The organism is Enterococcus sp. DIV0774, from assembly GCF_050539095.1.
In the GTDB taxonomy this organism is placed as follows: domain Bacteria; phylum Bacillota; class Bacilli; order Lactobacillales; family Enterococcaceae; genus Enterococcus; species Enterococcus faecalis.
On sequence record NZ_CP172923.1, the window covers coordinates 215,001 to 231,439 of the forward strand.

The following is a 16,439-nucleotide window of genomic DNA, read 5'->3' on the forward strand; positions in this document are numbered from 1 at the left end:
TCCCATTTCTTTAAGAAAGTAAGACCCCTGAGAGATGATCAGGTAGATAGGTTGGAAGTGGAAGGCTAGTGATAGTTGGAGCGGACCAATACTAATCGGTCGAGGACTTAACCAAAGAATGGATAAGTAAAAGCAACTTGGTTATTTTGATTCAAACTTCAATCCAGTTTTGAGTGAATGAAGATTCAACTCAATAAGAAACAACACCCAGTGTGGTGGCGATAGCGAGAAGGATACACCTGTTCCCATGCCGAACACAGAAGTTAAGCTTCTTAGCGCCGATTGTAGTGAAGGGTTTCCCTTTGTGAGAGTAGGACGTCGCCACGCGAATTGTTGTTTTTGGAGGTTTAGCTCAGCTGGGAGAGCACCTGCCTTACAAGCAGGGGGTCAGCGGTTCGATCCCGTTAACCTCCATTTTTTGAGCCGTTAGCTCAGTTGGTAGAGCATCTGACTTTTAATCAGAGGGTCACAGGTTCGAGCCCTGTACGGCTCATATTCATATTTCATTTGCGGGTGTGGCGGAATTGGCAGACGCACTAGATTTAGGATCTAGCGCCGCAAGGCGTGGGGGTTCAAGTCCCTTCACCCGCATATTTAGCCGGCTTAGCTCAGTTGGTAGAGCATCTGATTTGTAATCAGAGGGTCGAGGGTTCAAGTCCTTTAGCCGGCACCATTTTGCGGAAATAGCTCAGTGGTAGAGCACCACCTTGCCAAGGTGGGGGTCGCGGGTTCGAACCCCGTTTTCCGCTTAGCCAATTCATTACGCCGGGGTGGCGGAACTGGCAGACGCACAGGACTTAAAATCCTGCGGTGAGTGATCACCGTACCGGTTCGATTCCGGTCCTCGGCATTGCTTTATATTTAGCACCCATAGCTCAACTGGATAGAGTGTTTGACTACGAATCAAAAGGTTAGGGGTTCGACTCCCTTTGGGTGCATTAGTTATATACGGGAAGTAGCTCAGCTTGGTAGAGCACTTGGTTTGGGACCAAGGGGTCGCAGGTTCGAATCCTGTCTTCCCGATAATAATTTTCATGGGGCCTTAGCTCAGCTGGGAGAGCGCCTGCTTTGCACGCAGGAGGTCAGCGGTTCGATCCCGCTAGGCTCCATTCTTATTTTAATATAAGAGTTTCGCGGTGTAGCTCAGCTGGCTAGAGCGTCCGGTTCATACCCGGGAGGTCGGGGGTTCGATCCCCTCCGCCGCGATTATACATTTGGAAGAGCCTGGACCTTTAGCTCAGTTGGTTAGAGCAGACGGCTCATAACCGTCCGGTCGTAGGTTCGAGTCCTACAAGGTCCATTGTGACGTTGTTTATAGTTTTATTTTTATCATGGAGGATTACCCAAGTCCGGCTGAAGGGAACGGTCTTGAAAACCGTCAGGCGGGTAAAACCGTGCAAGGGTTCGAATCCCTTATCCTCCTTTCTTAGGAATTAAGTTTCCTTGGTCTAATTATCGCGGGGTGGAGCAGTCAGGTAGCTCGTCGGGCTCATAACCCGAAGGTCGTAGGTTCAAATCCTGCCCCCGCAATTGCTTTTGATTTCAAAAGCACATAAAAAGAAAAGTATGGTTTGGTAGTTCAGCTGGTTAGAATGCCTGCCTGTCACGCAGGAGGTCGCGGGTTCGAGTCCCGTCCAGACCGCCATGCGGGTGTAGTTTAGTGGTAAAACCACAGCCTTCCAAGCTGTTGTCGCGAGTTCGATTCTCGTCACCCGCTTTTCTTTTTGGGCCTATAGCTCAGCTGGTTAGAGCGCACGCCTGATAAGCGTGAGGTCGATGGTTCGAGTCCATTTAGGCCCATAATTTTATAAAATGGCCCGTTGGTCAAGCGGTTAAGACACCGCCCTTTCACGGCGGTAACACGGGTTCGAGTCCCGTACGGGTCATAGTTTTGTTACGGAGGATTACCCAAGTCCGGCTGAAGGGAACGGTCTTGAAAACCGTCAGGCGGGTAAAACCGTGCAAGGGTTCGAATCCCTTATCCTCCTTTCTTAGGAATTAAGTTTCCTTGGTCTAATTATCGCGGGGTGGAGCAGTCAGGTAGCTCGTCGGGCTCATAACCCGAAGGTCGTAGGTTCAAATCCTGCCCCCGCAATTGCTTTTATTTTTTAAAGCATACATTTGCATAAAGCAAAAACGAATTGGTTTGGTAGTTCAGTTGGTTAGAATGCCTGCCTGTCACGCAGGAGGTCGCGGGTTCGAGTCCCGTCCAGACCGTTTTTGGCTCGGTAGCTCAGTTGGTAGAGCAATGGATTGAAGCTCCATGTGTCGGCAGTTCGATTCTGTCCCGCGCCATCCAAGAAAAATTTGCGGGTGTAGTTTAGTGGTAAAACCACAGCCTTCCAAGCTGTTGTCGCGAGTTCGATTCTCGTCACCCGCTTTTTTCTTATTTGGGGCCTATAGCTCAGCTGGTTAGAGCGCACGCCTGATAAGCGTGAGGTCGATGGTTCGAGTCCATTTAGGCCCATTTATTTCTTGGGGAAGTACTCAAGTGGCTGAAGAGGCGCCCCTGCTAAGGGTGTAGGTCGGGAAACCGGCGCGAGGGTTCAAATCCCTCCTTCTCCGTTTTTTCTTTTTAATGGCCCGTTGGTCAAGCGGTTAAGACACCGCCCTTTCACGGCGGTAACACGGGTTCGAGTCCCGTACGGGTCATAGTGAAGCATACAAACATTGTTTGTATGCTTTTTTTATTTTTATTACAAAAAAATGTCGTTGAAAGCGTTGACATTTGTTGTAAATATGTTATTCTTTGAATGTAGGGATAAGTAAATAGATGGATAGTGATTGTTTAAAGACAAGCTAAACCTAATTTTTTCATGAAGCGACAGGTGTGTCGTTCTTTTTGAAGAAATTGGGTTTTTCTTTTTTCAACGAAACACAAAGGAGGTGGGGCATTGATTATTCACAAAATTTTAAACAATAATGTGGTTATTACATTAGATGATGATAAACGAGAGCAAATTGTTATGGGCAAAGGAATTGCTTTTAAGAAACGCATTGGGGATTGGGTTCCTGATGAAAGTATCGATCAAGTTTTTTATTTAGCCAATCAAGAAACATCACTTAAGTTTCAAGAATTGTTAGGAAATATTCCTTTAGAGATGATGAAACTCTCGGATGACATTATTGTTTATGCAAAATCAACGTTGAAAAAGAGTTTGAATGATACCATTTATATTTCTCTGACGGATCATTTGTACACAGCTTTAGAAAGAAAAAAACAAGGAATTGCAATTAAGAATTTATTATTATGGGATATTAAACGTTTTTTTCCTGAAGAGTACGAAGTAGGAGTAAATGCTTTAAAAATGGTACAAAAGCGCGTAGGAATGGAATTGTCAACGGATGAGGCAGGTTTTATCGCATTGCACTTGGTAAATGCGGAGATGGAGGAAGAAGTCGGTAATATTTACGAATTGACAAAGTTGATGCAAGAGATTACAAATATCGTCAAATACTATTTTAAGGTAAGTTTTGATGAAGACTCTGTCTACTTTTATCGATTTAGCACACATTTAAAATTTTTCTGTTATCGCTTATTACACCAACGTGAAGTTGTCGAAAATGATGATGAAGAACTGTATGCGGTAATTAAAAAGAAATATCTCAACGCCTATCGTTGCGTGGAAAAGATCAGCTTGTATTTAAATGAGAACTATGACTATCAAGTTTCAAATGAAGAACGCTTGTACCTAACGATTCACATTGCACGAATTGTACAAACAACGGAACAATAAACGCACCACTTTGGATAGTGACATTCAGTTGGCTAAACCTTCAAATGAAAATAAATTTTTGGAGGAAAAAAAGATGGGAAAATATCATGAACTAGCAGAAAAAATTGTAAAAAATGTCGGTGGGCAAGAGAATATTAATAGTTTGACACATTGTATCACACGTCTTCGCTTCAAATTAAAAGATGAGAGTCAAGCGAATGATGATGTCTTAAAAAATATGGACGGTGTGGTAACTGTTATGAAAAGCGGTGGACAATACCAAGTCGTTATTGGGAACCATGTTCCAGCCGTTTACGAAGAAGTAGTTAGTATTGCAGGCTTGTCAGGAGAACGTGAAGAAGAAGCTTCCAGTGGGAATTTATTTGATCGCTTAATAGATATTTTAAGTGGTTGTTTCCAACCCTTTTTAGGGGCGTTAGCAGCGGCTGGGATGGTCAAAGGGTTAAATGCCTTATTGGTTTTCTTAAAGCTCTATACGGCTACGTCAGGGACTTATACCATGTTAAATGGGATTGGCGATGCAATTTTCTACTTTATGCCAGTTATTTTAGGTTATACAGCAGCTAAAAAATTCCGGTTGCATCCAATGGTAGGGATCGTGATTGGCGCAGCTCTATGTTACCCAACGATTCAAGGAAGTGCATTACAAACGGCCTTTGAAACAACAGCGGGTGCGGGAGCCGCAGCGCCGTATAATTTATTCGGCTTACCTGCCTATGATACATTTATGGGGATTCCTTGGGTCGGTGCGAACTATACAAGTAGTGTCGTACCAATCATCTTCATTATTGCTTTTGCGGCACAAGTTCAAAAAGTGTTTAAACGTATTATTCCAGAAGTTGTTCAAACGTTCTTAGTACCGTTTTTCGTCTTGTTGATTGCCTTACCAATTGGTTTCTTAGTAATTGGGCCAATCGTTAGCATGCTAACAGATTTATTAAGCGCTGGCTTTACAGCATTAATGAGTTTCTCACCAGCTTTGTATGGTTTGATTCTTGGTTTCTTCTGGCAAGTCTTAGTTATTTTTGGTTTACATTGGAGCGTTGTGCCATTAGCTATTATGCAAGTGACACAAGAAGGTTCAAGCCAAGTATTAACGGGATCATTTGCAGCTAGTTTTGCGCAAACAGCGGTTGTTTTAGCGATGTTCTTCAAATTGAAAGATAAAAAGTTAAAAGCTTTGTGTCCGCCAGCAATTATCTCTGGTATTTTTGGTGTAACAGAGCCAGCAATTTATGGAATCACTTTACCAAAAAAATGGCCATTTATTTATTCAATGATTGGTGGCGCTGTCGGTGGTTTATATTTGATGATCAACAATGTGACAGCTTATACAATGGGTGGTTTAGGAATTTTCGGTGTGCTAAACTTTATCAATGGTGATGATGCAAGTGGGATGATTCAGTCCTTTATTGCAATTGCCATTGCAGCGGTCGTTGGTTTTGGTCTAACATTCTTCTTCTGGAAAGACGATACAGTTGAGGAAGAAGAAGTGATTATTGATAAAACAACGATTAAAAAAGAAAATATTACAAGTCCAGTCAAAGGACGAGTGTTATCTTTAAAAAATGCAGAGGATCCTGCTTTTGCAAATGGAGCATTAGGAAATGGGGTCGTGATTGAACCAACGGAAGGCAAAGTGGTTGCACCCTTTGATGGAACGATTGTCACACTATTCCCAACAAAACATGCATTAGGTTTGATTTCAGATAACGGCACAGAATTATTGATTCATATTGGGATTGATACAGTTCAATTAGAAGGCGAAGGCTTTGAAGCTTTTGTAAAACAAGGTGACCGCGTGAAAAAAGGTCAAACATTAGTAACCTTTGATTTAGAAGGAATTAAAAAAGCTGGGTTTAGTACACAAATTCCAATCGTTGTGACGAATACAGCGGATTATTTAGATATTTTGGAAGTCGGCAGTAATGAAGTTTCAACAAGTGATGATTTGCTGACCGCTTTAATATAAAAAGATGTGGAGGAAGAGAATTTATGGCATTTAGAAAAGACTTTTTATGGGGTGGCGCAACAGCAGCCAATCAATGTGAAGGTGGCTATAACGAAGGCGGACGCGGTTTGGCAAACGTCGATTTAGCGCCAACGGGTCCAGATCGTTTTCCAGTAATCACTGGTGAAAAGAAAATGTTTAACTTTGATGAAGAACATTTCTATCCTGCACAAGAGGCAATTGATATGTATCATCGCTATAAAGAAGATATCGCCTTATTTGGTGAAATGGGTTTTAAAACATACCGTTTATCCATTGCTTGGAGTCGAATTTTTCCAATGGGAGATGAAACAGAGCCGAATGAAGAAGGCTTGAAGTTCTATGAAGACTTATTCAAAGAATGTCATAAATATGGGATTGAGCCACTAGTAACGATTACACACTTTGACTGCCCAATGCACTTAGTGGAAGAATATGGCGCTTGGCGTAGTCGTAAGTTAGTAGGTTTCTATGAAAATCTTTGCCGTGTAATTTTCAACCGATATAAAGGATTAGTCAAATATTGGTTAACATTTAACGAAATTAATATGATTTTACATGCACCATTTATGGGAGCAGGTCTATACTTTGAAGAAGGCGAAAACAAAGAACAAGTGAAATACCAAGCGGCCCATCATGAACTACTAGCAAGTGCAATTGCGACAAAAATTGCTCATGAGGTAGATCCTGAAAACCAAGTAGGTTGTATGTTAGCGGCTGGTTCCAACTACGCTTATACTTGTAAACCAGAAGATGTTTTCGCTGCTCGACAAGCAGATCGTGAAAATTATTTCTTTATTGATGTCCAATCACGTGGGGAATACCCTGCGTATGCTTTAAAAGAAATGGCCCGTAAAGGTATTCAAATTGAAATGGAAGAAGGCGACGAAGAACTTTTAAAAGAACATACGGTGGACTTCATTTCGTTCTCTTATTATTCTTCTCGTGTCACATCAACAGATCCAGAAATTAATGAACAAACAGCTGGTAACATCTTTGCCTCTGTGAAAAATCCTTATCTAAAAGCCAGTGAATGGGGTTGGCAAATTGATCCACTTGGTTTGAGAATTACGATGAATGACTTATATGATCGTTATCAAAAACCACTATTCATTGTTGAAAATGGCTTAGGAGCGGTAGACACACCAGACGAAAATGGTTATGTAGTCGATGATTATCGTATCGATTATTTGGCGGCGCATATTCAAGCGATGAAAGATGCCGTTGAACAAGATGGTGTCGACTTGTTAGGCTATACGACTTGGGGCTGTATTGATTTAGTATCAGCTGGAACAGGTGAAATGAAAAAACGCTATGGCTTTATCTATGTGGATCGCGATAACGAAGGAAATGGTACGTTAAAACGAAGCAAGAAGAAATCGTTTGATTGGTACAAAAAAGTAATCGCAACAAATGGTGAAGATTTAAGTAATTAATAAAATTAGCAACTATTAAAGGGCGTTTGACGTTGGTAGAAAAAACAAGGACTCTTCTGCCAGCGTCAATTCCCTTGATGGTTTCTTTGTGATGCCTAAAAACAGAGGGAAAGAGGGATTTTATGGGATTTCCAGAAAATTTTTTATGGGGCGGTGCAACAGCTGCTAACCAATATGAAGGTGGCTACCTTTCAGGAGGCAAAGGTCTGAGTACATTAGATGCAATTACTGGTGGTAGTCAAACAGAACCGCGACGGATTACGTATTTAACTAAAGAGGGCCAAAAAGCTTCGTGTACGCGCGATCAAGCATTACCAGAAGGAGCGATTGGCTATATCGATGAAGAGTTATACTATCCTAGTCATGTAGCGACGGACTTTTACCATCATTACGAAGAAGATATCGCCTTATTTGCAGAAATGGGTTTCAAATGTTTTCGGCTGTCTATCGCCTGGAGCCGGATTTGCCCAAATGGAACAAAAGAGATTAATGAAGAAGGCTTAGCCTTTTATGATAAAGTTTTTGATGCTTTGCTGCGCCATGGAATTGAGCCCGTTGTGACGATTAACCATTTTGATATTCCGATGTATTTGGCCGATGAATATGATGGTTGGAAAAATCGTGAAGTGATTGATTTCTTTGTTTTCTTTTGCGAAACCATTTTTACGCGTTATCAGGATAAAGTGAAGTATTGGATGACTTTTAATGAAATTAATTTTTTAAGAAGTTGGACGCAAATTGGGATTCACAATAATGATAAACAAAGTAAATATCAAGCAGCGCATCATCTATTTGTAGCAAGTGCGAAAGCAGTTGAATTGGGACATTCCATCAATCCAGATTTCCAGATTGGTATGATGGTGGCTTATATACCGAGTTATCCTTTGTCCTGCAAACCTGAGGACGTGATGGCAGCTGTTCAATTTAACCGAGAGCAAGAATTTTATATGGATGTCCAGACTAAGGGCTATTATCCAGCGCATAAGCTCAAAGAATTTGAGCGTGAAGGAATGACAATTCAAATGGAGTCAGAGGATTTAGCGATTATTCAAAAAGGAACAGTTGATTATATCGGGTTTAGTTATTATATGTCGACTGTTTCGACTGCTTATCCCGAAGAAGTAAAATATGTCGGAGGCAACCAAATGCCTGCGGTTAAAAATCCTTATTTGCAAGAATCTGAATGGGGCTGGGCTGTCGATCCTTTAGGGTTAAGAATTTCATTGTGTCAGTTGTCAGATCGTTACAATATGCCATTGTTTGTGGTTGAAAACGGGTTTGGCGCGGTGGACACATTGCAAGAGGATGGCTCGATTGTCGACGATTACCGCATTGATTATTTTAAACAACATATTGAAGCCATGAGAACCGCAGTAGAAGAAGACGGGGTTAACTTAATTGGTTATACGCCATGGGGTTGTATTGACTTAGTTTCAGCAGGGACTGGCGAAATGAAAAAACGTTACGGCTTTATCTATGTAGACATGGATGACGAAGGTCAGGGAACCTTGAAACGAACTAAGAAAAAATCATTTAATTGGTACAAACAAGTTATCGCTAGTAATGGTGAAAACTTAACAACTGAGTAGAAAATGAGGGGAAATAAAAAATGAAAAAACGATTGACGATTGTGGGGATGCTTTTTCTGGCCATTTTAGTAATGGTTGGTTGTGGTAAAAATCAGCAAGCAACGACAAAAGAAAAAGAGACAAAACCTGAAGAACTAACTCTTTACATTGTGCGCCATGGAAAAACTATGTTAAATACGACGGACCGCGTACAAGGATGGTCAGATGCGGTCTTAACACCAGAAGGTGAAAAAGTTGTGACCGCAACTGGGATTGGCCTGAAAGATGTTGCCTTTCAAAATGCATATAGTAGTGATAGTGGCCGCGCCTTGCAAACTGCTCAACTTATTTTAGATCAAAATAAAGCAGGCAAAGACCTTGAAGTCGTGCGTGACCCAGATTTACGTGAATTTAATTTTGGTAGCTATGAAGGGGATTTAAACAAGACAATGTGGCAGGATATTGCTGATGATCAAGGTGTTTCCTTAGAAGAATTTATGAAAAACATGACCCCTGAATCCTTTGCCAACAGTGTAGCTAAACTGGATCAACAGCGCGAGGAAAGCAAGAATAACTGGCCTGCAGAAGACTATGCTACAATTACCAAACGTTTGAAAAAAGGCTTAGATAAAATTGTTGCCACAGAATCAGCCAATTCTGGGAATGGCAATGTTTTAGTGGTCTCTCATGGCTTGAGTATTTCAGCGTTGTTAGCAACTTTATTTGATGATTTTAAAGTCCCAGAAGGCGGTTTGAAGAATGCTAGTGTTACAACGATTCATTACAAAAATGGCGAGTATACTTTGGATAAAGTCAATGATGTCAGCTACTTAGAAGCAGGCGAAAAAGAATCAAAATAATCTAAGGCATCGAGAAACGGTCTAGTTAGGAGTTGGTGGAGCAAGAAAAGGGTTGCTTCACCAACTCCTATTGTTTTTTATTAAAGTGAAGGCTTACCTCATCACATTTTTAAATAGAAGTGGTTCGAGCTCAAAAATGATTTATCGCATAACTATGCTGACTAGATTTTGGACCGTTTTTTTTACTAACTGAATAAAAGCATGTTCTGATGGGGTATTTTTACATTTATATTAAGCGAAAATTAGAAATTATTTTTTTAATTAGTGAATCAACTATTAAATAAATAGCATGAAAACATTGTGACATGTATCTGTTAAAAACCAGTCCTTTTTATGACTATTGTTGTTTTAGTTAATGAAATAGGTTGTTATTTATTATCTAAATTGTATAAGGCTGTTACTATGCTTGCTTATATTAGTAATGTGTCCCTATAAAATAGAATAATAGCTATGTCTATTTAAAATAGTGTATGCTACTATTTTTTACAACAGACAAATTTATGAAAGTAAGACTGTTTGTTGAAAAATAATTTATATATTAATGAAAAAGTTTAAGAAAGTGTATTGATGGTTTCAAGTGAAGCGATATAATTAATTTCATTAGAGAGAAGTGGTAGAATGGCGAGGAAGCAATGGTTTATTGTTAAGTCAATGTTACTATCATTCCTTATTTTGGGAGTCCTTTCCTTCATTTTCAAAGAATATATTTTTGAAAATGTTGGTTTATTGAGGGCTTCGTTAGCTCTGATAGTATTTTTCATTGGCGAGTATATCTATTTAGACTATACTTTATCAAATAACAGGGCTTTATTGATCTGTTCGGTGTTGATATTTCTGCTTTCAGCTTCATTGTTATTTTAATAAGGGAAGTGTAGGAAAAATAAATGATGATTTGAGACGGTTATTATCAGCTACTTAGAAGCAGGCGAAAAAGAGACAAAATAATCCCTGGCGTCGAGAAACAGTCTATTTAGGAGTTGGTGGAGCAACAGAAGTATTGCTTCACCAACTCCTATTGTTGTGTTCTTTTTTTATTAAGGGTAGAATCAGAAAGAAGAATTTTTTCATTGGGAGGAAATGAGATGAAAAATAGAACAAAATCACGTTGGAAAAAAATTGTCCTAGGAATCGGGCTTTTTTTAGCGGTATTAGTCATCGGTTTGACTATTTTTATTAAAAATAGTACGTATCAAGCAACCGATTCGGCCTTAAAAATAAGTCAAAGTGCCACGCAAGAAAAAAATTATGATTATTACACAAACGGGCAAAAAAATGATACAGCACTGATTTTTTATCCAGGTGCATTGGTTGCGCCCGCTAGTTATAGTGAATGGGCGCAAGAAGTTGCTACGAAAGGTTATGATGTCTATATTGTTCATTTTCCTTTGAATTTAGCGGTGCTTGCACCAAATGCTGCAGAACAAATTATAAAGGATCATCCACAACAAAACTTCGTTTTGGCTGGGCATTCTCTGGGTGGTGTGATGGCTAGTCGTTTTGTAGCGGAAAATGAGCAACGAATCAAAGGCGTGATTTATTTAGCCAGCTATCCTGACGAAAAAGGTGCACTAAACAAGCAAGATCTGCCGGTTCTGTCAATAACAGCCACAAACGATGGTGTTTTAAATTGGACTAGCTACCAAAAAGCCAAACAGTTTTTGCCAAAAGATACGCAGTATGCATCTATCAAAGGTGGTAACCATGCAGGGTTTGGTAATTACGGTGTCCAAAAAGGAGACAACAAAGCGACAATTTCTAACGAGCAACAGCAAACAGAAATCAGTCAATTGATTGTAGCATGGCTACAATCACGCTCCAATAAATAATCCGATGAGCCGAAATGTTATTTTTTCGGCTCATTTTTACTGCGATAAACAGAGGGGGTTACGCCTGTTTCTTTTTTAAAAGTGGTGGCAAAATATGCTGCGGTTTGGAAGCCAACTTTTTTCGCGATTTGTTGAATCGTAAGGGGTGAATGGAGAAGCAATTCTTGGGCTTGCCTAATTCGGACGCTTGTTAAATAAGCTGACGGGGTTTGTTTTGTCTGTTCCTTAAAGGTTCGCTGCAAATGAAAGGGACTACCGTGGCAGGCTTGCGCTAAATAGTCTAAACTTAATGGTTCCGCTGAATGCCGATCAATAAATTGCTTAATTTGAGCAACCCATTCCTCGTTAGGAACGACTTGCCCGGTTGGTTGACATCTTTTACATGGACGAAAACCAAGTGTTAAAGCTTCCTGAGCCGTTTTGAAGATCAGAACGTGGTTCTTGTTGGGCACACGGGAAGGGCACGAAGGACGACAAAAAATTTTAGTTGTGGTCACACCATAAAAAAAATCACCATCAAATTGCGTATTATTATTTTGAATGGCTTCCCAACGTTTCTGAGTAAGTCGATACGTTGTTTTCATTGTAAACACACCTCCCGTTTTCTTCATTGTAAAAGAATCCCTAATAAAAACAAGTAAAAAGTGATAGGAGCGCAAGATTTTGAAAGCCAAAAGAATTATAATGAAGATAAGAAAAACACGAGAAAGAAGTGTAGAAATATGGTAAAAAAGATTTATTATGCGCAACAAGAATGGCAGAACGATCACTATTATCTTGGTGTGACAGACGCTGGACTAGCTTTTGTAGGTTCAGCCAATCAATCGATAGAAGAGCTGAAAAACTGGTATCCTCAAGCACAATTAGAAGCTTCTGAAAAGAAAACTGCGCCTTATAAAGAAGCATTAATAAGTTATCTTAACCAACATTTGACAACGTTTGCTTGCCCCATAGACATCGAAGGAACGCCCTTTCAAAAAGAAGTTTGGCAGGCGTTGCAAGAAATACCTTATGGTGAGACAATGACCTATCAAGAAATTTCAGAAAAAATTGGGCGTCCACGTGCGGTTCGAGCAGTTGGCACAGCGATTGGGAAAAATCCTTTATTAATGGTCATTCCTTGCCATCGAGTCATCGGCAGCAAGGGACAATTAACCGGTTACCGTGGTGGTTTAGCAATGAAACAAGCATTATTAACATTTGAACAGTCTTAAAAGGAGGCGGCGATGAACAACTATCAATGGTATACAGAACAATGGGGAAAACCGACAAGAGAGGATGATTTGCTGTTTTTATTGTTGACGGTGGGTGTTTTTCAAGTTGGTTTAAGTTGGAAAGCAGCCGCAGGGAAAAAAGTAGCATTCATGAAAAATTTTTGCCAAATGAAGCCGGAAAAAGTTGCCGCGCTGTTGCCTGACGAAGTCGATCGAATAGTAGCTGATCCAGATATGATTCGCAATCGGCGCAAAATTGAAGCAACCATTAAAAATGCGCAAGCAATTTTAAAAGTACAAGAAGAATTTGGCAGTTTTGCCAATTATCTATGGCAATTTGTAAAAAACGTCCCCGTTTTATCTATTTATGAAGAAGCATACCAAGTCCCGCGCACACAGCTTTTGTCAGATAACGTAGCAAAAGACTTAAAAAAAAGAGGATTTTCTTTTGTAGGTCCGATTGTCACCAATATGTTTCTGAAAGCTAGCGGGATTATCCAGGTGGAAATTTTAAATCCAGAATAAAGGAGTGTTAGGATGTTTGAAAATGAATCTCTTAGTTTTGAAGAACAAACAATTATTCAAGCAGCAGAGCGTTATGTTCAACAAGAATTAGCCAACGAAGCAAGTGGCCATGACTGGTGGCATATTTATCGAGTGACACAATTAGCAAAAACAATTGCAGAGAAAGAACAAGCAAATTTATTTTTATGTATATTAACAGCATTGTTACATGATATTGGCGATGAAAAATTTAACGAAAGTGAAGAGGCTGGCTTGCTAAAGGTGCAACAATGGTTGGAAGCAAATAACGTATCAACAGGGCAAACGAATCACATCCTTTCCATTATTGCTAATATGTCCTTTAAAGGAGGAAATACTGGGAAAACAGTTACTACATTAGAAGGAAAAGTGGTCCAGGATGCGGATCGACTAGATGCCATCGGCGCAATTGGAATTGCACGGGTGATGGCTTATTCGGGAAATAAAGGCCGTTTAATTCACGATCCTCACAAACAACCTCGTGAACAGTTAACCCAAGAAGAATACCGGAATGGGGAAGATACTGCTATTATGCATTTTTATGAGAAACTTTTAAAGTTAAAGGAACAAATGAATACAAATTATGGTCGCTTATTGGCGGAAAAGCGTCATCAATTTATGGAACTTTATCTGGAGGAATTTTATCAAGAGTGGGATGGACACCGATAAATGAGGGCCAACTAAAACAGTCAGTACATTTCTTTTTGAATTTTAAGAGAACTCTTTTTTACAAATACCTCAGAAGTGGTAAAATGATGGATGAATAAACGGGTGGTTTATCTTAGTTTTACGTTACATATAGGAGGTAATTATGGAGACAAAAAAATCGAGTGGCATGTTTGCAGTTATTGCCGCACTGATTGCGAATATTTTAGTAGCGATTAGTAAATTTGTTGGTTTTGCTTTAAGTGGTAGTACCGCTATGATGAATGAAAGTATCCACAGTGTCGTGGACTGTAGTAATCAGGTATTATTACTTTTTGGGAATAAGCGCGCTTCTCGTGGACAAAGTGCGTTACATCAATTTGGAGAAGGCCGTGCAAAATACTTTTTTAGTACAATTGTTGCAACGATGCTCTTTTTTGGTGGGGGTGCGTTAGGCGTAATGGAGGCTATTCAGAAGTTACTGCATCCCTCTCACGAAGTAGAAAATGTGGCTATTGTCATTGGTATTTTAATTTTTGGTTTGCTTGTGGAAGGTAGCTCTTTGCGTGTAGCGATGAAAGAAATCAAAGAATTGAATACAGAGAAGTTATCGCTCTTAAAATTTTTGCGAGAAAGTCGTCACAGTGAAATTTTAATTATTTTTACGGAAGACTTTTGTGCGGTTATTGGTTTGTGTTTAGCTTTGGTGGGAACCCTTTTAACAATGGTAACTGGGATTGCTGCATTTGATGCTATCAGTGGTTTACTGATTGGTTTACTATTAATGTGTGCAGCCATTTTCTTAGCGAAAGAATTTTATAGTTTGATTATTGGTGAAAGTGTGACCGCTACAGATTTAGCAAAAATTAAAACCGCATTTGATCGGGCGGATGTTGAAAAACTAATTGATGTAAAGACCGTTCATTTAGGCCCAACTGAAATTTTAGTAGCGGCAAAAATTGATGTGGTAGAACCAATGGAAGAAGATGCACCTGATGTTGTGAATGCGATTGAACGAGACATTCGCAGTAAAATGCCTGATAAAAAAATCTATATCTATATTGAAGTTGACGATTATGATGTGAATTACGTTCGTAAATAACAAATGAAAGAATAACTTTAAAAAACAATATGGGGGAAGAAACGATGCAAGAGGCAATTATAACAAGTACAGTAGATTTAACCAGTGGTGGTTGCAACGCCTGTGGCTTAGTGGAAGATACCGTCTACACATTAGCAATGAATGGAGTGGACATTCCGTTAGATGGCTTGACTGTTGCTCATCTAGTTTCTGCTGTTGTTGCCAGAAATGGATTTAAACAGGAGCTACAAATGGATATGCTAGATGACGAATATATCCTTTATCGAAAAGAAGACACAGCAGTAACCTTTAAAGAAACGTACAATCATTTAAGCTACGATAACGGTTCTGAAAAAATCCAATCTAAAAATAAACTGGAAGATTTACCAAAACTTTTTGAACAAGTCAATCAAATCCTAACAACTGTTTTTGGAATTGGAACTGTCAATTTTATTATAGAATAAAGTACAAAATAGAACAGAAATTGGACAATCAATGAGTGAAAGAGATTGTCCAATCTCTGTTTTTTAATGTATAAATAGAAAATAAAGACAAAAAATGATTAAGTTAAGTGAACGCCTTTATCGACATAAATGATGTCACCGACCACACCACTAGCTAGTTCACTGACTAAAAAGGCACAAGTGTTTCCGACTTCTTCAATGGTTACGCCTGTTTTATCTGGTGTCCGCTCATTAGAAATACTAATCAATTGATCGTAGTCTTTTACACCAGTCACAGCCAATGTTTTAATCGCTCCTGCGGAGATTCCGTTGACACGAATTTTATCTGCAGCTAATTCAAAAGCTAAATATTTCACGGCAGTTTCTAAAGAAGCTTTAGCAATCCCCATCATATTGTAGTTAGGAATCGCACGTTCGGAACCTAAATACGTCAATGTGACAATTCCTGAACCAGGATTTAACAAAGGTTTCGCATAATGAGTGACTGCTAAAAGAGAGTAGCTACTAATATCTTGTGCTAATAGGAAACCATCACGAGTGATGTCACTAACGTTTCCAGACAATTCTTCTTTTTTGGCAAAAGCAATCGCATGGACTAGTCCATCGATTGTACCCACTTCATTTTTAATTGTTTCAAAGGCTGCTTGAATGGATGCATCAGAAGCAACATCGCATTCCACCAACAAATCATTTTCATCTGCTAATTTAACCACTTGCTTTTTCATGCGTTCGTTTTGATACGTATAAATAACATTGGCCCCTTGATCTTTTAATGCTTTTGCACAGCCCCAAGCAATACTTTTTTTGTTGGCAACACCCATTACGACGACATTCTTATTTTGTAAAAACATATAAAATCTCCTTTAATAAAAAATTTTTGTTGATAGAATAGGCTTTTCTTCATCAAAATGTAAAAGTTACATTTATTGAGTTGACGAATAAAATTTCAACTGGTATTATCTGTGTGAGAATGATAACAAAATCTTCTCAATTTTCTAATCTTGAAAAAAACAGACATTTTTCCTGATGTCTGAATTATTAACCAAAATACTTTGAAAGTCAAACTATTTTTCTT

Annotated in this window: 13 protein-coding genes, 25 tRNA genes and 2 rRNA genes (1 of these 40 only partly in view); 38 read left to right on the forward strand and 2 right to left on the reverse strand. The window is 39.3% G+C overall.

From position 1 onward, the window contains the following. The 33 genes from IGL86_RS01040 to IGL86_RS01200 form a co-directional block, all read left to right on the forward strand. A 23S ribosomal RNA gene (locus IGL86_RS01040) occupies nucleotides 1–115 on the forward strand (it extends 2,798 nt beyond the left edge of the window). A gap of 96 nt (nucleotides 116–211) precedes the next feature. After that, nucleotides 212–327: ribosomal RNA gene (gene rrf, locus IGL86_RS01045) — 5S ribosomal RNA — on the forward strand. 14 nt (nucleotides 328–341) lie between these two features. Then, nucleotides 342–414, forward strand: a tRNA-Val gene (locus IGL86_RS01050). A 6-nt stretch (nucleotides 415–420) separates the two neighbouring features. Beyond that, nucleotides 421–493, forward strand: a tRNA-Lys gene (locus tag IGL86_RS01055). 16 nt (nucleotides 494–509) lie between these two features. Continuing rightward, nucleotides 510–591: transfer RNA gene (locus tag IGL86_RS01060), tRNA-Leu, on the forward strand. Nucleotides 592–597: 6 nt separating this feature from the next. After that, a tRNA-Thr gene (locus IGL86_RS01065) sits at nucleotides 598–673 on the forward strand. Between the two features lie 4 nt (nucleotides 674–677). Then, nucleotides 678–749: transfer RNA gene (locus tag IGL86_RS01070), tRNA-Gly, on the forward strand. 15 nt (nucleotides 750–764) lie between these two features. Next, a tRNA-Leu gene (locus IGL86_RS01075) sits at nucleotides 765–850 on the forward strand. 14 nt (nucleotides 851–864) lie between these two features. Then, nucleotides 865–938: transfer RNA gene (locus IGL86_RS01080), tRNA-Arg, on the forward strand. Nucleotides 939–949: 11 nt separating this feature from the next. Continuing rightward, nucleotides 950–1,023: transfer RNA gene (locus IGL86_RS01085), tRNA-Pro, on the forward strand. A 13-nt stretch (nucleotides 1,024–1,036) separates the two neighbouring features. Further along, a tRNA-Ala gene (locus IGL86_RS01090) sits at nucleotides 1,037–1,109 on the forward strand. A 23-nt stretch (nucleotides 1,110–1,132) separates the two neighbouring features. Then, nucleotides 1,133–1,206: transfer RNA gene (locus tag IGL86_RS01095), tRNA-Met, on the forward strand. Between the two features lie 20 nt (nucleotides 1,207–1,226). Next, nucleotides 1,227–1,300, forward strand: a tRNA-Ile gene (locus IGL86_RS01100). A 33-nt stretch (nucleotides 1,301–1,333) separates the two neighbouring features. Continuing rightward, nucleotides 1,334–1,423: transfer RNA gene (locus IGL86_RS01105), tRNA-Ser, on the forward strand. A gap of 33 nt (nucleotides 1,424–1,456) precedes the next feature. After that, nucleotides 1,457–1,530: transfer RNA gene (locus IGL86_RS01110), tRNA-Met, on the forward strand. A gap of 38 nt (nucleotides 1,531–1,568) precedes the next feature. Further along, nucleotides 1,569–1,645 (forward strand) — tRNA-Asp (locus IGL86_RS01115). Nucleotide 1,646: 1 nt separating this feature from the next. Then, nucleotides 1,647–1,717: transfer RNA gene (locus IGL86_RS01120), tRNA-Gly, on the forward strand. Nucleotides 1,718–1,726: 9 nt separating this feature from the next. Beyond that, nucleotides 1,727–1,800: transfer RNA gene (locus tag IGL86_RS01125), tRNA-Ile, on the forward strand. 14 nt (nucleotides 1,801–1,814) lie between these two features. Further along, nucleotides 1,815–1,886 (forward strand) — tRNA-Glu (locus IGL86_RS01130). A 12-nt stretch (nucleotides 1,887–1,898) separates the two neighbouring features. Further along, nucleotides 1,899–1,988: transfer RNA gene (locus IGL86_RS01135), tRNA-Ser, on the forward strand. Nucleotides 1,989–2,021: 33 nt separating this feature from the next. Beyond that, a tRNA-Met gene (locus tag IGL86_RS01140) sits at nucleotides 2,022–2,095 on the forward strand. A 48-nt stretch (nucleotides 2,096–2,143) separates the two neighbouring features. After that, a tRNA-Asp gene (locus tag IGL86_RS01145) sits at nucleotides 2,144–2,217 on the forward strand. Between the two features lie 5 nt (nucleotides 2,218–2,222). Further along, nucleotides 2,223–2,295: transfer RNA gene (locus IGL86_RS01150), tRNA-Phe, on the forward strand. A gap of 14 nt (nucleotides 2,296–2,309) precedes the next feature. Then, nucleotides 2,310–2,380: transfer RNA gene (locus tag IGL86_RS01155), tRNA-Gly, on the forward strand. A gap of 13 nt (nucleotides 2,381–2,393) precedes the next feature. Beyond that, nucleotides 2,394–2,467 (forward strand) — tRNA-Ile (locus IGL86_RS01160). Between the two features lie 10 nt (nucleotides 2,468–2,477). Next, nucleotides 2,478–2,565, forward strand: a tRNA-Ser gene (locus IGL86_RS01165). Nucleotides 2,566–2,580: 15 nt separating this feature from the next. Then, nucleotides 2,581–2,652 (forward strand) — tRNA-Glu (locus tag IGL86_RS01170). A gap of 242 nt (nucleotides 2,653–2,894) precedes the next feature. Continuing rightward, nucleotides 2,895–3,737, forward strand: a complete 843-nt coding sequence (gene licT / locus IGL86_RS01175; protein WP_002355181.1) for a BglG family transcription antiterminator LicT — start codon at nucleotides 2,895–2,897, stop codon at nucleotides 3,735–3,737. Between the two features lie 73 nt (nucleotides 3,738–3,810). Next, on the forward strand, nucleotides 3,811–5,709 hold the full coding sequence (locus IGL86_RS01180) for a beta-glucoside-specific PTS transporter subunit IIABC (protein ID WP_002373155.1): 1,899 nt from the start codon (nucleotides 3,811–3,813) through the stop codon (nucleotides 5,707–5,709). A 23-nt stretch (nucleotides 5,710–5,732) separates the two neighbouring features. After that, nucleotides 5,733–7,163 carry a 6-phospho-beta-glucosidase gene (locus tag IGL86_RS01185; RefSeq protein WP_002355183.1) on the forward strand — a complete coding sequence of 477 codons (1,431 nt, stop codon included), beginning with the start codon at nucleotides 5,733–5,735 and terminating at the stop codon, nucleotides 7,161–7,163. Between the two features lie 122 nt (nucleotides 7,164–7,285). After that, nucleotides 7,286–8,752, forward strand: coding sequence for a glycoside hydrolase family 1 protein (locus IGL86_RS01190; protein WP_033625560.1), 1,467 nt, complete (start codon nucleotides 7,286–7,288; stop codon nucleotides 8,750–8,752). 20 nt (nucleotides 8,753–8,772) lie between these two features. Beyond that, entirely contained in the window at nucleotides 8,773–9,591 is an 819-nt protein-coding gene (locus IGL86_RS01195) for a histidine phosphatase family protein (RefSeq protein ID WP_002355185.1), read from the forward strand. A 1,082-nt stretch (nucleotides 9,592–10,673) separates the two neighbouring features. Further along, on the forward strand, nucleotides 10,674–11,417 hold the full coding sequence (locus IGL86_RS01200) for an alpha/beta hydrolase (RefSeq protein ID WP_033625559.1): 744 nt from the start codon (nucleotides 10,674–10,676) through the stop codon (nucleotides 11,415–11,417). A gap of 17 nt (nucleotides 11,418–11,434) precedes the next feature. Here the strand turns inward: IGL86_RS01200 and IGL86_RS01205 are convergent, their stop codons facing one another. Further along, nucleotides 11,435–12,028 (reverse strand): bifunctional transcriptional activator/DNA repair enzyme AdaA, encoded by a 594-nt coding sequence (locus IGL86_RS01205; protein ID WP_016617431.1) that lies wholly within the window; start codon nucleotides 12,026–12,028, stop codon nucleotides 11,435–11,437. Nucleotides 12,029–12,139: 111 nt separating this feature from the next. Between IGL86_RS01205 and IGL86_RS01210 the strand changes: the two genes are divergently transcribed. The 5 genes from IGL86_RS01210 to IGL86_RS01230 all read left to right on the forward strand — a co-directional run bounded on the left by IGL86_RS01210 (nucleotide 12,140) and on the right by IGL86_RS01230 (nucleotide 15,364). After that, on the forward strand, nucleotides 12,140–12,631 hold the full coding sequence (locus IGL86_RS01210) for a methylated-DNA--[protein]-cysteine S-methyltransferase (protein ID WP_033625558.1): 492 nt from the start codon (nucleotides 12,140–12,142) through the stop codon (nucleotides 12,629–12,631). Between the two features lie 12 nt (nucleotides 12,632–12,643). After that, on the forward strand, nucleotides 12,644–13,156 hold the full coding sequence (locus IGL86_RS01215; protein WP_002355189.1) for a DNA-3-methyladenine glycosylase I: 513 nt from the start codon (nucleotides 12,644–12,646) through the stop codon (nucleotides 13,154–13,156). A 12-nt stretch (nucleotides 13,157–13,168) separates the two neighbouring features. Beyond that, the gene (locus IGL86_RS01220; RefSeq protein ID WP_010713610.1) at nucleotides 13,169–13,843 is read left to right on the forward strand and encodes an HD domain-containing protein; all 675 of its coding nucleotides are present in this window, start codon (nucleotides 13,169–13,171) and stop codon (nucleotides 13,841–13,843) included. A 142-nt stretch (nucleotides 13,844–13,985) separates the two neighbouring features. Continuing rightward, on the forward strand, nucleotides 13,986–14,921 hold the full coding sequence (locus tag IGL86_RS01225) for a cation diffusion facilitator family transporter (RefSeq protein ID WP_002355191.1): 936 nt from the start codon (nucleotides 13,986–13,988) through the stop codon (nucleotides 14,919–14,921). A gap of 29 nt (nucleotides 14,922–14,950) precedes the next feature. After that, entirely contained in the window at nucleotides 14,951–15,364 is a 414-nt protein-coding gene (locus tag IGL86_RS01230; RefSeq protein WP_002377895.1) for a DUF4809 family protein, read from the forward strand. Between the two features lie 98 nt (nucleotides 15,365–15,462). Here the strand turns inward: IGL86_RS01230 and fabI are convergent, their stop codons facing one another. Beyond that, nucleotides 15,463–16,215: an enoyl-ACP reductase FabI gene (fabI, locus tag IGL86_RS01235; protein WP_002358338.1), complete on the reverse strand. Its 753-nt coding sequence runs from the start codon at nucleotides 16,213–16,215 to the stop codon at nucleotides 15,463–15,465. Nucleotides 16,216–16,439 lie beyond the last annotated feature (224 nt).

Excerpts from the sequence above, each read along its gene's own strand:
- IGL86_RS01180 (WP_002373155.1), top strand. The coding sequence starts at position 3,811 with ATGGGAAAATATCATGAACTAGCAGAAAAAATTGTAAAAAATGTCGGT.
- IGL86_RS01185 (WP_002355183.1), top strand. The coding sequence starts at position 5,733 with ATGGCATTTAGAAAAGACTTTTTATGGGGTGGCGCAACAGCAGCCAAT.
- IGL86_RS01190 (WP_033625560.1), top strand. The coding sequence starts at position 7,286 with ATGGGATTTCCAGAAAATTTTTTATGGGGCGGTGCAACAGCTGCTAAC.
- IGL86_RS01195 (WP_002355185.1), top strand. The coding sequence starts at position 8,773 with ATGAAAAAACGATTGACGATTGTGGGGATGCTTTTTCTGGCCATTTTA.
- IGL86_RS01200 (WP_033625559.1), top strand. The coding sequence starts at position 10,674 with ATGAAAAATAGAACAAAATCACGTTGGAAAAAAATTGTCCTAGGAATC.
- IGL86_RS01205 (WP_016617431.1), bottom strand. The coding sequence starts at position 12,028 with ATGAAGAAAACGGGAGGTGTGTTTACAATGAAAACAACGTATCGACTT.
- IGL86_RS01210 (WP_033625558.1), top strand. The coding sequence starts at position 12,140 with ATGGTAAAAAAGATTTATTATGCGCAACAAGAATGGCAGAACGATCAC.
- IGL86_RS01215 (WP_002355189.1), top strand. The coding sequence starts at position 12,644 with ATGAACAACTATCAATGGTATACAGAACAATGGGGAAAACCGACAAGA.
- IGL86_RS01220 (WP_010713610.1), top strand. The coding sequence starts at position 13,169 with ATGTTTGAAAATGAATCTCTTAGTTTTGAAGAACAAACAATTATTCAA.
- IGL86_RS01225 (WP_002355191.1), top strand. The coding sequence starts at position 13,986 with ATGGAGACAAAAAAATCGAGTGGCATGTTTGCAGTTATTGCCGCACTG.
- IGL86_RS01230 (WP_002377895.1), top strand. The coding sequence starts at position 14,951 with ATGGGGGAAGAAACGATGCAAGAGGCAATTATAACAAGTACAGTAGAT.
- fabI (WP_002358338.1), bottom strand. The coding sequence starts at position 16,215 with ATGTTTTTACAAAATAAGAATGTCGTCGTAATGGGTGTTGCCAACAAA.